The sequence below is a fragment of the Diaphorobacter sp. HDW4B genome (genome assembly GCF_011305535.1).
Lineage (GTDB): Bacteria > Pseudomonadota > Gammaproteobacteria > Burkholderiales > Burkholderiaceae_C > Diaphorobacter_A.
Map to the genome: position 1 here is coordinate 2,547,517 of NZ_CP049905.1, position 13,838 is coordinate 2,561,354.

Genomic DNA, 13,838 nt, shown 5'->3' on the forward strand with positions numbered 1-13,838 from the left:
CGCCATGCAAGAGACCAAATCCACCTGCCCCTACTGCGGCGTTGGCTGCGGGGTGATCATCGAGACCGAGGCCAATGCGATCACCGGCGTGCGCGGCGATCCCGCGCATCCCGCCAACTTCGGCAAGCTGTGCACCAAGGGCAGCACGCTGCATCTCACGGCGAACAAGGCGCTGCAGGAGCAGTCGCGTCTTCTCGTGCCGCAGTTGCGCAGCCAGCGTGATGCGGAGCGCACGCCCGTGCACTGGGACTCGGCCATCGCCTACGCGGCCACGCGCATGGGCGACATCATCGGGCAGCATGGGCCGGATTCCGTCGGCTTCTACCTGAGCGGCCAGTTGCTTACCGAGGACTACTACGTCTTCAACAAGCTCGCCAAAGGGCTGATCGGAACCAACAACATCGACACCAATTCGCGCCTGTGCATGAGCAGCGCGGTGGCGGGCTACAAGTCCACGCTGGGTGCGGATGCACCGCCCGCGTGCTACGACGACATCCAGCGCGCGGGCTGTCTGTTCATCACCGGCAGCAATATGGCGTGGGCGCATCCGATTCTGTTTCGACGAGTCGAAGAAGCGCGCGCGGCCAATCCGCATCTGAAGATCATCGTCGCCGATCCGCGCCGCACGGAGACCGCCGAGCTGGCCGATCTGCACCTGCCGCTGCAACCCGGCACCGACGTGATGCTGTTCCACGGACTGCTGCACATCATGCTGTGGGAAGGCTGGGTGGATCAGTCCTACATCGCCGCGCACACCAACGGTTTTGCCGAGTTGAAGGCGCTGGTGCGCGATGCCACGCCCGAGCATGTGGCGAACGTTTGCGGACTCACGAAGGAAGACCTGCAGACCGCCGCGCGCTGGTTTGCACTCGGCGGCGAAGGACCGGAGAAGCGCGGCACGCTGAGCTTCTATTGCATGGGCCTGAACCAGAGCAGCAGCGGCACGGCCAAGAATGCCGCGTTGATCAACCTGCATCTGGCGACCGCGCAGATCGGGCGCGAAGGCGCTGGGCCGTTCTCGCTGACCGGCCAACCCAATGCCATGGGCGGGCGCGAAGTGGGTGGCCTGTCGAATCTGCTGCCCGCGCACCGCGACATGGCGAACCCCGCGCACCGTGCGGAAGTGGCGGCTTTCTGGGGCGTGGATGCCGTGCCCGAGAAGCCCGGCAAGGCCGCCATTGAAATGTTCGAGGCCGCAGCGACGGGCGAGATCAAGGCGCTGTGGATTGCCTGCACCAACCCCGCGCAAAGCATGCCCGATCAGTCGCTGGTGCGCGAAGCGCTCAAGCGTGCGGAGTTCGTCGTGCTGCAAGAGGCCTTTGCCAACACCGCGACCGCAGCGTTCGCCGATCTGCTTTTGCCCGCCAGCACCTGGGGCGAAAAGCTGGGCACCGTCACCAACAGCGAGCGCCGCATCTCGCGCGTGCGCGCCGCCGTGCCGCCTGCGGGCGAGGCGCGCCACGATTGGCAGATTGGCGTGCAGTTGGCGCAGGCGCTGCAATCGCGGCTGTATCCGCACAAGCCGCATCTGTTCGACTACGACCTGCGCGATGCGCAGGCGGGCGCGGAGGCCATCTGGAACGAGCACCGCGAGAGCACGCGCGGGCGCGATCTCGACATCACTGGACTCAGCTGGTCGATGCTCGAAGAACGCGGGCCGCAGCAATGGCCGTTGCCCGAAGGCGCAAGCGAAGGCAAGTCGCGTCTGTATGAGGATGGCGTTTTTCCGACCGATGATGGCCGCGCGAAATTTGCAGCGCAGGCCTGGCAGCCGCTCGCCGAGCCGCGCGATGTACGCTATCCGTTCAGCCTGAACACGGGCCGCCTGCGCGATCAATGGCATAGCATGAGCCGCACGGGGCAGTTGGGCCGGCTGTTTTCGCACGAGTCCGAACCGCAGTTGCAGATGCATCCGCGCGACATGGAGCGCTTGCAGTTGACGGCGGGCGATCTGGTGCATGTGACCAGCCGACGCGGTGCCATAGTGTTGCCCGCGCGCTCCGATGCGCAGCAGGCACCGAATCAGGTGTTTCTGCCCATGCACTGGGGCGGTGAATATCTGGGTGGGCGTGCCTCATCGGGCCAGACCTTGGCGGGCGTGAATGCGCTCACCACGCCAGAGCGCTGCCCGCAATCCAAACAGCCGGAACTCAAGCACGCCGCGGTGAAGGTGCTCAAGGCGCAGATGCCGTGGAGCTGTCTGGGCATGGCCTGGTTGCCCGAAGACCAGGTGCTCAAGGCCCGCGATGCGCTGGCTGCGTTGATGCGCGAATTCGACTTTGCGAGCTGCGTGCTGATCGGTAATGCGGTCTCTCTGGCAGACGCTGCCAAGGCGCGCACGGGCGTGCAATTTCGCGCAGCGGCCTACGAAGCGCCCGATGCCAAAGTGCTCGCGCGGCTGGCCGAATGCCTGCAGCTCGACGAGCCGCAGGTGCTGCGCTATGTGGATTCGCGCAGGCAGTGCAGCCGCACGCTCAAGCTGGTGCGCAATGTGAACGAAGGTATCAAGGAAAGTCGTCTGGCAGGCTTTTTGCTGTGTGGTGATGCAAGCGCCGGCCAGTGGCTGGGCGATGTGCTCAAAGCCGAGCTGTCGACCGAACCGTATGGCCGCATGCTGCTCGCTTCCGGTGCGAAGGCACCCAGCGTTGCACCACCACGAACACGCCAGGTGTGTGCATGCATGAACGTGGGTGAGCAGGAGATCGTTCGCTGTCTGCAGCAAAGCGCGGGTGGCGACGAAGCCGAACGCCTCAATGGCCTGAAAAGCCAGCTGGGCTGTGGCACGGGTTGTGGTTCGTGCATTCCCGCACTCAAACAGTTGGTGCGCGATGTGCGTCCGCAAATGGAAGCGGCTTGAAAAAAGCACCGACAAATGCACGGAGACAAGGAGCGCGACATGGCGACGATGAATCACACCCCTCACCCAGAACTGACCGGGCGCTGCTATCTGGTGGGCGCGGGGCCGGGCGACCCGGAACTCCTGACCATCAAGGCGCTCAAGGCCATCCAGAGCGCTACGTTGCTGCTGGTCGATGATCTGGTCACCGACGAAATCGTGGCGATGGCGTCGCCCACTGCGCGCGTGATTCGCGTGGGCAAGCGCGGCGGCTGCATCAGCACGCCGCAGGAATTCATCGAGCGACTGATGCTCATGGCCGTGCGCGAGGGCGAGATCGTCGTGCGCTTGAAGGGCGGCGATCCGTTCATCTTCGGGCGCGGCGGCGAAGAGGCCGAGCACCTGCGCGCAGCGGGTGTGCATGTCGAAGTGATCAACGGCATCACCTCGGGCCTTGCCGCGCCAAGCTCGTTGGGCATTTCGCTCACGCACCGCGAACATGCGCATGGCGTGGTGCTGGTCACCGGCCACGCGGGCCATGGCAACGAGGGCGTGAACTGGCGCGAAATCGGTCACATGGCGCAGCGGGCCAAGCTCACGCTGGTGATCTACATGGGCGTGTCGTCCGCGCGCGAGATCGAATCCGGTCTGTTGGCAGGCGGGCTCGACGCGCAGACCCCTGCCGCACTGATCAGCAATGCGAGCAAGCAAAAGCAGACGCATGTGATCGCCGAGCTGGGGCAGTTGGCCGACACCCTGAAGGAGTCGGGTCTCGGCAGCCCCTGCGTGTTCGTGATCGGCGATGTGGTGCGCACCGGCGATCCGGCAGCGCTGTTCGGCGACGGCAGCTATTTCCGCGTCGCCGAACGCGAGAGCATCAGTTCACCAGCGTGGCGGTGAGCGTGATTTCGGGCACGCTCGCCAGCGCCTTGGAGAGCGGGCATCCGGCCTTGGCCTCGGCGGCGATCTTCTGGAACTGATCTTCCGAAATCCCCGGCACCTTGGCCGTGAGCGTGAGCGCGATACGGCTGATCTTGAAGCCGCCGGCTTCGGCCATCAGGCGCACCTTGGCGGTGGTGTCCACCGTCTCGGTCTTGATGCCCGCGCCATCGCAGGCGAATGAAAACGCCATCGCAAAACAGGCCGCATGCGCAGCGGCCAGAATTTCCTCGGGATTGGTGGCCTTGTGGTCGTCGCCAAAGCGGCTGGCGAAACCGTAGGGCGCCTTGTTCAGCGCGCCGGTCTCGGTGGAGATTTCTCCCTTGCCTTCCTTGCCGGCACCTTGCCAGTGAACGGATGCGGATTTTTCTGCGGACATTGCGTACTCCTCGCTTCGGGCCAACCCGTAAAAAGACGATCACAACACAGGCCCGCGCCGCGCGGCTGTAGGACGAGCGGCCATCCGAAATCGACGCGTCTGGGTGGGCGACGGACGGGCAGTGCGTGCTCACCTTACCAAACGTTAATGAAAGCTTTATCCACAGGCTGAGGAGTCCTGCCTAGCATCGCCAGCATTCAAGAGATCGGATCGAGGCCAGCGATGGACAACCAAGTAGTGAGACAAAACAAGTGGTCGGGACGTGCTCCCGCAATGGCATGGGGCCTGACGGCGAGCCTCGTGCTGGGCGCGGCGCTGGCGGGCTGCGATTCATCCTCGGCGGCTTCTCCGGCCGCGACCGAGGTGCCGCAGGCCAAGAAGGTCGACAAGGGCGCGAGCGAAGCCAACCGCAATGTGGTGCGCCTCGAAGCCGCCTCGGTGAAGATGCTGGGCATCGAGCCCGTTGCGCCCGCCAGCGGCACGCAACTGGCGTGGGCCCCCGCGCAGGTCGCGTTCATCGAAGACCGCACGGCTGCCGTGTCGGTGCCGGTGGCCGCGCGCGTGGTGTCCGTGCAGGCACATGTCGGCGATGTGGTGAAGGCGGGCGATGTGCTCGCCACGCTGGTCAGCCCGGATGCGCTGCGCACCCGCCATGAACTGGCAGCGGCCAGAACGTCGCGCGAAGTCGCTGCCGTCGAAGCGCAGCGTTATCAAACCATGGTGGACAAGGGCGTGGGCACGGACGTGGACCTGCGCGCCGCACAGGCCAAGCTGCGCGAATCGAGCCAGGAGCTGTCGCGCGCATCGGGCACCGTGGCGCTGCTCGGTTCGGGCGATGGCGACAAGCTGGTGCTGCGTGCACCGCGCGCGGGGGTGATCGCCGAGCGCAAGGCGCAGGTCGGTGCCGCGATGGATGCGGGCTCGGCCCTGTTCACGATTGGCGATCCGGGCGCGATGAACGTGGTCGCGCAGGTGTTTGAAAGCGATCTGCAGGGCATTGCCGTGGGCAGTCCGGTGCAGGTCGAGGCCCCGCAGATCACCAAGCCCATGACCGGCAAGGTGCGCTATCTGGGTGCCACGCTGGACAAGGATTCGCGCCGCGCGTCGGTGGTCGTCGATCTCGATCAGCAGAACCCCGCGCTGCGTGCCGGCATGCAGGTGAAGGTGGGCGTGCAGACATCGAGCGCGCACGACATGATGATTCCCGTGACGGCTGTGCTCATCAAGGACGAGAGTCGCAGCGTGGTCTACGTGCAGCGCTCGGACAACGAGTTCGAGGCGCGCACCGTGCAGCTCGGCCGCCCCACACGCGGCATGGTGCCGGTGATCAGTGGCCTCAAGCCGGGCGAGAAGATCGTCGTCAAGGGCGGTCTGCTGCTCGACGGCGCAGCCAACCAGCTTCTGTAAAGAACGCAGAAATCAGGAGCAATAACGGATGCTGCGTTCTTTCATTTCCTTTGTGGTGCATCGCCGCCTGCTGGCGCTGTGTGCCACCGCGCTGATTGCCGTCTACGGTGTCTGGTCGTATCTGCACACCGCCATCGAGGCCTATCCCGATGTGACCAATGTGCAGGTCGGCGTGATCGCCCAGGCCCCGGGCCTTGCGCCCGAAGAGGTCGAGCGCCAGATCACCCAGCCGCTGGAGCGCGAGCTCAACGGCACGCCGGGGCTGGTCTCGCTGCGTTCCGAGAGCTACTTTGGCCTCGCGATGATCAACCTCGTTTTCAACGACGATGCGATCAGCTTCAACGCGCGCGCCGAGGTCTCGCAACGCCTGCCGCAGGCCGATCTGCCACCGGGCGTGACGCCCGAGATGGCACCGGACTACACGCCGCTGGGCAAGATTTTCTACTACCGTCTGGAGAGCGACCGCCACACGCTGGCGCAACTGCGCACCGAGCAGGAATGGCATGTGGTGCGCGTCCTGAAGCAGGTGCAGGGCGTGGCCGATGTGGTGAGCGTGGGCGGCTTCGTGAAGGAGTTCCATGTCGAGGTCGATCCCGAGAAGCTGTATTCGCTCGGCCTGTCGATCGATGACGTGAGCGATGCGCTTGCCAAGTCCAACCGCAACGTCGGCGGTGGCCTGATGCGCCGTGGCGAGCAGTCGCTGATCGTGCGCGGCATTGGTTTGCTCAAGTCGCCGCAGGAGATCAGCGAAGTGGTTGTCGCCATGCGCGGCGGCGCGCCGGTGATCATCGGTGACGTGGCGCGCGTGGTGCAGTCGCACACGCCGCGCCAGGGCTCCGTCGGCCAGAACGACAAGGACGACGTGGTGCAGGGCATCGTGCTGCTCAAGCGTGGCGCGAATCCCTCGGTCGTGCTCGACGACATTCACACCAAGGTGGCTGAACTCAACAACGGTGGCCTGCCCGAAGGCATGCACATGACCACCAATTACGACCGCTCCGATCTGGTCGGTCATACGCTTGCCACGGTGCAGCACAATCTGCTGTTTGGCGCTACGTTGATCGTGGCTGTGCTGTGGCTCTTTTTGCGCAGCGTCCGTGGCTCGCTGATCGTGGCGACGGTGATTCCGCTGTCGCTGCTCGTGGCCTTCATCGGCCTGCATCTGATGGGCATGCCCGCGAATCTGATTTCCATGGGCGCGATCGACTTCGGCATCATGGTGGACGGGGCGGTGGTGCTGGCGGAAAACATCATCCGTAACGCACGCCTGCGAAAACCGCAGACCGCCAACGACATGCGCCACATCATCATCGATTCGGCCGTCGCCGTGGCCAAGCCCACGCTGTTCGCGATGGCCATCGTGATTGCTGCGCTGATTCCCGTGTTCTCGCTGCAGAGCATCGAAGGCCGCATCTTCCGTCCGCTGGCCATGACCTACAGCTTTGCGCTGCTGGGCGCACTGGTGTTCGCGATGGGGCTGGTGCCCGCGCTGTGCGCGCTGTTCCTCAAGCCCAAGCATGTGATGGTCGAAGAGCCCAAGATCTTCGACAAGGCGCACCACGGTTATCAACACTGGATCGGCAAGATGCTGGGTGCGGCGCGCAGCCGCAGCGTGGTGCTGATCGTCTCGATCGCGGTGCTGGTGGTGGCGGGCTTCTCGGCCAAGTTCCTCGGCACCGAATTCCTGCCTGAACTGGATGAAGGCGACGCCTACGTGCTGGTGCAGATGCCTGCATCCATCTCGCTCGAAAAAGGCCAGGAAGTGCTGCGCGACGTGCGCCTGCGCCTGATGACTTTCCCCGAAGTGATTTCGGTGACCACCGAGCAGGGCCGCCCCGAATCGGGCACCGACAACGAAACCATCAATCTGGCCAAGTCGCTGGTGCGCCTGAAGCCGCATGGCGAATGGCGCAAGGGTCTGACCAAGCCCGAGCTGATCGAGCAGATGCGTGCCACCTTGGGCGAGATTCCCGGCGTGGCCTTCAACTTCGCGCAACCGATTCGCGACAGCGTGGAAGAGTCCACCTCGGGCGCGCGCGGCCAGGTGGTGCTCAAGGTGTTCGGCCCCGACATTCCGACGCTGCGCTCCATCCTGCAGCAGACCATCGCATCGACCAAGGACATCGAAGGCGTGGTCGATCTCGACCTGTACCGCGATGCGCCCGCGCCGCAACTGCACGTGGAGTTCGACCGTGCCGCGCTTGCGCGCCAGGGCATTGCGATGGAGACCGCGCAGAAGACGCTGGAAGTGGCGCTGGCGGGCAACATCTCTACCACGCTGTGGGAAGGCGAATACCCCGTGCCGGTGCGTGTGCGACTGCCCTATGTGGACCGCATGGACGAAGAGCGCATCCGCAACATCGCGATTCCGCTGCCCGATGGCGGCTCGGTGCCGCTGCATTCGGTGGGCAGCGTGGGCATCAAGATCGGCAACTCGTCGATCTTCCGCGAAGGCAATGCGCGCTACATGGCGCTGAAGTTCAACGTCGAAGGCCGCGACATCGGCTCGGTGGTGCGCGACACGCTCGCCGCGTTCAACCAGAACGTGAAGATTCCCGATGGTTACCAGGCCTTCTGGGGCGGCGAATGGGAGAACCAGCAGCGTGCGGCTGCACGCCTGAAGGTGGTGGTGCCGCTGTCGCTGTTGATCGTGTTCGCGCTGTTGTTCAGCGCACTGGGGCACGCAAGCAGCGCGGCGGTGATTCTGCTGTGCGCTCCGTTCACCATGGTGGGCGGCATCGCGGCGCTGCATCTGGCGCACATCGAGCTGTCGATCAGCGCGGCGATCGGCTTCATCGCATTGCTCGGCCAGGTTGCGCTTGCAGGTCTGCTGGTGGTGTCGGCCGTGGAAGAGCTGCGCCGTCAGGGCATGCCGATGATGCAGGCGCTGATCGAAGGCACGGCAGAGCGCATGCGCTCCATCGTGCTGGTGGCCTTGCTCGCGCTGCTGGGCCTGCTGCCGATGGCCCTGTCCAGTGGGGTGGGCAGCGAAACACAGCGCCCGTTTGCCTCGGTGATCGTGGGCGGCATGGTGATTCTGCCGGTCGTCGCGCTTGTGCTGCTGCCGGTGCTGTATCTGCTGCTCGGCCCCAAGAACATGTTGACCCAGGAAGAGATCGATGAAAGCGCCCAAGATGACTGAACTGACTTTGGCCGCGCTGCTCGTTTGCGGCCTGACGACCCTTTCCTCGGCGATGGCCCAGACGGCGAACGGCTCCGCGCCTGTCACCGCCGCTGCGCAGATGGCTCCGGCTGCATCGGCCATGCCGCAGCAGCCGGTGACGCTCGAAGAGTACCTGCGCATGGTGGTGCGCAACCGCCCGTCGCTGGCCGCTGATCGCATGGAAGCGGGTCTCGCGCGTGCCGACACGCGCACCGCATCGGCGTTTCCCAATCCCTCGGTGAGTGCCTACGGCAAGCCGGGTGAGCACGGCATTGGCATCGACCAGCCGATTCCGATCTTCGGTCAGCGCGGTGCGCGCATCGAGACCGCCAAGAAGGGCGAGCTGGCTGCTGATGCGCATGTCGAGTTGGCCGTGAACGCGGTGCTCAACGACGCGGCGCAGGCCTTCAACGATCTGCTGGTGGCGCAAAAGCGCGTCGAGGTCTGGCAGGACGCGCAGAAGGCGCTCGACAAGGCGGCGTACATCGTGCGCGGCCAGATCGATGCGGGCGCGCGCAGCCGCTATGACGGCGCACGCCTGACGCTGCAGCAGGCCCAGTTGGTCATGCAACTGAACAAGGCGAACGCGGCGCTCAAGGCGGCGAGCACGCGCGCCGCGCAAGTCGCCGCGTTGCCGCTGTGGCCTGCGCGTGCCGAGGGCAGCATCCAGACCTTGAACCAGCAGCAGATGCCCGAGTTCGACACCCTCTGGAATCAGGCCGCGTCGCGTCTGCCCGCCCTGCGTTCGGCACAGGCCGAGATGGAGCAGGCGCGCAGCAAGATCGATCTGGCCAAGCGCGAGGCGCTGCCGACACCCAGCATTGGCGCGATGCGCGTGAAAAGCCGCAATGATGGCAGCTACACGCAATGGGGCGTGTCGATGGAGATTCCGCTGTTCGACCGCCATCAGGGCGCAATCGACCGCGCGAAGATGGAGGCCGAACAGGCCGAGCTGCGCTGGCAGGCGGCGAATCAGGATGCGCAAGCGGGTCTGTATGGCGCGATGCAGCAGTGGCAGCTCAAGCGGGACAGCGTGCGTGCTTACGAGAAGGATGGCCTGGCGCAGATCGAGCCGCTCAAGCAGATGGCCAATGATGCTTACAAGCTGGGGCAGGGGGGAATTTTGGAGCTGATCGATGCGCTCAGTTCCATCAACGATCATCGTCTTGAGTATCTGGATTTGGTGAAGGATTATTTGGATGCGGAGTGGCAGGTGCGACTTGCCAGTGGGAATGTGCCTGTTTCGGAGTGATCCTCTTTTTTGCCGTTGTGCTTGATTGGAGGGCGGGTGCCGGGTCTCGCCCCGGCGGGCGAGTCACTTTTGCTTGCGCGCAAAAGTAACCAAAAAGCGCTTGAATTCGGGGGCACGCGGCAGAACTCAGCTTCGCGCCGTTGGCGCTTCGTTCGGGCAACCGCCGCGAGTCAGAGATTTCATAAGAGGTGTGATTCGGCACTTCGCGTTGCTCGTGCTGCATCTCGCGACTTCGCGAGATGCTGGGGCTAGGTGCACGTATAGTGGGGGATTGGACTGCCTCCTTTGCTTTCCCCATGTACCGTTATCTCATCATCGAAGACGATTCTCTCAACGCGAACTACATCGCCGATGGGCTGCGGGAGCAGGGTGCGCAGGTGACGGTGTGTGGTGACGGGGTGCAGGGCATTGCGCTGGCGGTGGGGGAGCTGTGGGATGTGATCATTCTCGATCGCATGTTGCCCGACGAGTTCGATGGGCTGCAGATTCTGCAGACGCTGCGTGCGATTGGAAAGACGACGCCGGTGCTGGTGCTTTCGGCGTTGTCCGCCACCGATGAGCGGGTGCGTGGGCTGAAGGCGGGGTGCGATGATTACCTCACCAAGCCGTTTGCGTTCTCCGAGCTGTCGGCGCGCCTGGAGGCGCTGATGCGACGGGCGCAGGTGCCTGCTCCGGTGCGCGAGATGAAGCTGGCGGATCTGCGCATCAACCTCATGACGCGTAGTGCCGAGCGTGCGGGTGTGCCGCTGGCGCTGCAGCCGCGCGAGTTTCGGTTGTTGGCGTTTCTCATGCAGCATGCGCACCAGATCGTCACGCGCACGATGTTGCTGGAGTCGGTGTGGGACTACCGTTTTGATCCGCAGACCAATGTGATCGATGTGCACATCAGCCGCTTGCGCAGCAAGGTGGACAAAGGCTTTGAGCCTGCGCTGATCCACACGGTGCGCGGCGTGGGCTACAGCTTGACTGATGCGCCTGAGCGTTTGCCTCAGAGCTCCTGACACAAAAGAGAAAAGGCCGTCCACGATGTCCACGCGTGCCAAGCCTTGGAGTTCCACCGCGTTCCGTCTTGCGCTGCAGTTCGCGGGGCTGATGGTGCTGACCATGGCCATCGTGCTCGCGGTGTTCTATGTGCAGACCGTGGGTGTGTTGCGTGCGCGGGTGGACAGGCAGGCCGAGGCGCATCTGAAGCGGTTGGTGGAACATTCCGGGAAGTATGGGCAGGAAGCGCTGGAGGCGGAGATTCGCCAGACGTTGCAGGACGGTGTGAATACCGACACGGAAATAGTCATCCTCATGGATGCGCATGGCGCGCCGGTCATCGGCAATGCCACGGTTGTGCCGCTGCGTCGCCTGACCACCATGGGCATGCGTGAACTCAAGGTGAGGCGCTCAGGCCATATCGTGAATGCGCGAGTGTCTGTGGTCGAACTGCCCAGTGGCCAGTTCATCGCCGTGGGGACCGACATGCAGCAGCAGCGCGAGATGGAGGATCTGGTCGGCCGCGCCAGTCTGCTCGCGGCCGTCGTCGCGTTTTTCATGGCGGTTGCGGGCGCCTTCACGTTTCGCCGCGTGGTGGACGAGCGCGCTGCCGCCATTCGCAACACCATGGCGCGTGTGGCAGCGGGCGATCTGAGCCAGCGCATTCCGGTGGCAGGCCGGGACGATGAATTCACACTGCTCAACCGCGACATCAACAGCATGCTCGACCGGCTGGAGCAGCTCATGGAAGGCATTCGCCATGTCTCCAACACCATTGCGCACAACCTGCGCACGCCGCTCACGCGTATCACGCTGCAACTGCGCAACGCGCGCCAGCTCGGTGCGGAAGGTCAGGCTGCCACGTTGGCACGGGTGTCGGGCGAGGTGGAAGAGTTGGGTGTCATCTTCGACAAGCTGCTGCAGATCGCCGAAGTCGAAAGCGGCACCAGCCGCGCCAGCTTTGGCCCGGTGGACATCAATGCGCTGCTGCTCGATGTGGCGGAGTTCTACGAGCCTCTGCTCGATGAAGGCGTTGGCGAATTGAAGGTGAACGTCCAAGACGGTCTGGAAGTACTGGGCGACGGCAATCTGATCGCCAGCGCCGTGTCCAACCTGCTGGATAACGCGATCAAGTATGGTGGCTCCAGCGATGCGGAAGCGTTGCAGCGACCCGTGCACATCGTGGTGAAGGCGCAGCGCGCAGTCTCGGGCGTGGAGATTCTGGTGCAGGACAACGGCCCCGGTGTCGATCCGCAAGCCATCGAAAAAATGACCACCCGCTTCTTCCGTGCCCGCAAGGAGCGCAGCGGTTACGGCCTGGGACTGGCAAGCGTGCACGCCATCGTGCAACTGCATGGCGGACGACTGGATTTCTCGAATCTGGAGCGCGGCCTGCAAGCGCGCATCTGGCTGCCTGCGCTGCCCAAACAACCCATTGCACCGATGCTTCAGGCCTGATCGCTCGAAGGACTCTTGCGCTCGCGCGTGCTCCACCAGCAGATCAGCGAACCGAGCGTGACCAGCGCCACGCCTTGCCAGAAGCTCCACGATGGCCGCACCTGAAGCCACACGGTTCCCACCAGCGCGGACAGCACAGGCGTGAAATACGAGCCCACAGCCATCACCGTGAGATTGCCGTGGCGAATGCCGAAGTCCCAGCAACTATAGCCCAGCGCGGTGAGCGCACTGAGCATGGTGAGCTGCACGACACCAGACCAACCAAAGTGCATGGCAGGCTCATCGCTCGCGAAAAAATGCAGCCACAAAGCAGCCGCTACGGCCCACAAAAACAGCGACAGCGCATTTCCGCCTTTTGCAAAAATCCGCGAAAGCACCGAATAACAAGGCCAAAGCAGCGCCGCAGCGAACGCCAGACCATAGGCCAACGGGTTGCTCTGCACATTGGCCCACAGACCCGTGACGGTGAAACGTGCGCCATCGCCCTGCAGCACCAGCACGATGCCGAACATGGCCAGCAGCACGCCGGGAATCAATCCCATATGAAAGCGCTGCAACCCCAGTGCCGTGGCAAGCACTACCGTCAGGCTGGGCCAGAGGTAGTTGATCATGCCAAGCTCCAGCGTCTGCGTGCGATTGCTCGCAAAACCCAGGGAGAGCGACAACCCGATCTCGTACGCCACAAAGATCACGCCACAACCCAGCAGATACACAGGATGCAGCGTGCGCAGCGCCTGCCAGCGAGGAATGCCGAAACGCAGCGTGACGAACAGCGCACTCAGCGTGAACACGCAAGCCGCGCCGCCTACCGGCCCCAGATGCTCGGCCACGCTGCGAAACAGCCCAACCGAAGTGGACCAGCAGGCAATCGCGCAAAGACCGATCAGCGTGGCGCGGGAATGGTTGGTGGGCATGTGGTGTTCGTATCGCTGCGGTCAATGCATCAATCAGTCAGTCAGTCAAGCAATCAACGCGGACGACGTGCCCCGTATGCGCAGAAACCGGGCTTGGGGCTTTTCTTCTGCGGATGCAGACGACAGGTCTCGGGACGGATGTCGTAGACCGTGCAGCGACGCGTCTTCTCGTCGAGAAAATTGCAGTCCCCACTCGCGCGACGGCCCATGGTGAAGATGGTGTTCTTGTGGTTGAAGTGGTCGACGATCTTCATCTTGAGAAGACGCTTGGCGATCACCTTCACATCCACGTTGTCGATCTCGAACTGATCGACGATCTGCAGACGCACAAGGTCGGAGAGCTGCACTTCCAGCGGCATGGTGCAGCAGTTGGCGGCGCAGGTGTCGCACATGCCTGCGCGGTAGCGGTGCCAGGTGTCGACGCGGTCTACGTCTACGATGGCTATCGGGGATCTCATCTTTTTTGCTCGCGGCGCGAGGGTGCTTGTGTTTGTTTTGGGGTTGGAGGC

Annotated in this window: 10 protein-coding genes; 7 read left to right on the forward strand and 3 right to left on the reverse strand. The window is 63.9% G+C overall.

The window, feature by feature from the left end; all coding sequences use genetic code 11:
• The first annotated feature begins 4 nt into the window (after nt 1–4).
• On the forward strand, nt 5–2,857 hold the full coding sequence (locus G7048_RS11760; protein ID WP_166068319.1) for a nitrate reductase: 2,853 nt from the start codon (nt 5–7) through the stop codon (nt 2,855–2,857).
• A 39-nt stretch (nt 2,858–2,896) separates the two neighbouring features.
• Nucleotides 2,897–3,736: a uroporphyrinogen-III C-methyltransferase gene (gene cobA / locus G7048_RS11765; protein ID WP_240933253.1), complete on the forward strand. Its 840-nt coding sequence runs from the start codon at nt 2,897–2,899 to the stop codon at nt 3,734–3,736.
• Here cobA and G7048_RS11770 read toward each other — a convergent pair.
• The gene (locus tag G7048_RS11770; protein ID WP_166068320.1) at nt 3,714–4,154 is read right to left on the reverse strand and encodes an OsmC family peroxiredoxin; all 441 of its coding nucleotides are present in this window, start codon (nt 4,152–4,154) and stop codon (nt 3,714–3,716) included. The two genes, cobA and G7048_RS11770, sit on opposite strands and share 23 nt — an antisense overlap.
• 273 nt (nt 4,155–4,427) lie before the next feature.
• Between G7048_RS11770 and G7048_RS11775 the strand changes: the two genes are divergently transcribed.
• The 5 genes from G7048_RS11775 (at nt 4,428) to G7048_RS11795 (ending at nt 12,415) form a co-directional block, all read left to right on the forward strand.
• Complete coding sequence (locus tag G7048_RS11775) at nt 4,428–5,561, forward strand: efflux RND transporter periplasmic adaptor subunit (protein WP_166070932.1); 1,134 nt, start codon at nt 4,428–4,430, stop codon at nt 5,559–5,561.
• Nucleotides 5,562–5,589: 28 nt separating this feature from the next.
• On the forward strand, nt 5,590–8,703 hold the full coding sequence (locus G7048_RS11780) for an efflux RND transporter permease subunit (RefSeq protein ID WP_166068321.1): 3,114 nt from the start codon (nt 5,590–5,592) through the stop codon (nt 8,701–8,703).
• Nucleotides 8,696–9,976, forward strand: a complete 1,281-nt coding sequence (locus tag G7048_RS11785) for a TolC family protein (protein ID WP_240933255.1) — start codon at nt 8,696–8,698, stop codon at nt 9,974–9,976. Before G7048_RS11780 ends, G7048_RS11785 begins: the two co-directional genes overlap by 8 nt.
• A 296-nt stretch (nt 9,977–10,272) precedes the next feature.
• Nucleotides 10,273–10,977, forward strand: a complete 705-nt coding sequence (locus G7048_RS11790) for a response regulator transcription factor (RefSeq protein ID WP_166068323.1) — start codon at nt 10,273–10,275, stop codon at nt 10,975–10,977.
• Between the two features lie 25 nt (nt 10,978–11,002).
• Nucleotides 11,003–12,415: a HAMP domain-containing sensor histidine kinase gene (locus tag G7048_RS11795; RefSeq protein ID WP_166068324.1), complete on the forward strand. Its 1,413-nt coding sequence runs from the start codon at nt 11,003–11,005 to the stop codon at nt 12,413–12,415.
• Here the strand turns inward: G7048_RS11795 and yddG are convergent.
• Nucleotides 12,406–13,329 (reverse strand): aromatic amino acid DMT transporter YddG, encoded by a 924-nt coding sequence (gene yddG / locus G7048_RS11800; RefSeq protein ID WP_166068325.1) that lies wholly within the window; start codon nt 13,327–13,329, stop codon nt 12,406–12,408. The two genes, G7048_RS11795 and yddG, sit on opposite strands and share 10 nt — an antisense overlap.
• Before the next feature lie 53 nt (nt 13,330–13,382).
• Nucleotides 13,383–13,787: a YkgJ family cysteine cluster protein gene (locus G7048_RS11805; RefSeq protein ID WP_166068326.1), complete on the reverse strand. Its 405-nt coding sequence runs from the start codon at nt 13,785–13,787 to the stop codon at nt 13,383–13,385.
• Nucleotides 13,788–13,838: the final 51 nt, after the last annotated feature.

What these genes read in the sequence shown, in the direction of transcription:
- G7048_RS11790 (WP_166068323.1), top strand. Translation starts at nt 10,273, where the DNA reads ATGTACCGTTATCTCATCATCGAAGACGATTCTCTCAACGCGAACTAC.
- cobA (WP_240933253.1), top strand. Translation starts at nt 2,897, where the DNA reads ATGGCGACGATGAATCACACCCCTCACCCAGAACTGACCGGGCGCTGC.
- G7048_RS11805 (WP_166068326.1), bottom strand. Translation starts at nt 13,787, where the DNA reads ATGAGATCCCCGATAGCCATCGTAGACGTAGACCGCGTCGACACCTGG.
- G7048_RS11785 (WP_240933255.1), top strand. Translation starts at nt 8,696, where the DNA reads ATGACTGAACTGACTTTGGCCGCGCTGCTCGTTTGCGGCCTGACGACC.
- G7048_RS11770 (WP_166068320.1), bottom strand. Translation starts at nt 4,154, where the DNA reads ATGTCCGCAGAAAAATCCGCATCCGTTCACTGGCAAGGTGCCGGCAAG.
- yddG (WP_166068325.1), bottom strand. Translation starts at nt 13,329, where the DNA reads ATGCCCACCAACCATTCCCGCGCCACGCTGATCGGTCTTTGCGCGATT.
- G7048_RS11760 (WP_166068319.1), top strand. Translation starts at nt 5, where the DNA reads ATGCAAGAGACCAAATCCACCTGCCCCTACTGCGGCGTTGGCTGCGGG.
- G7048_RS11795 (WP_166068324.1), top strand. Translation starts at nt 11,003, where the DNA reads ATGTCCACGCGTGCCAAGCCTTGGAGTTCCACCGCGTTCCGTCTTGCG.
- G7048_RS11780 (WP_166068321.1), top strand. Translation starts at nt 5,590, where the DNA reads ATGCTGCGTTCTTTCATTTCCTTTGTGGTGCATCGCCGCCTGCTGGCG.
- G7048_RS11775 (WP_166070932.1), top strand. Translation starts at nt 4,428, where the DNA reads ATGGCATGGGGCCTGACGGCGAGCCTCGTGCTGGGCGCGGCGCTGGCG.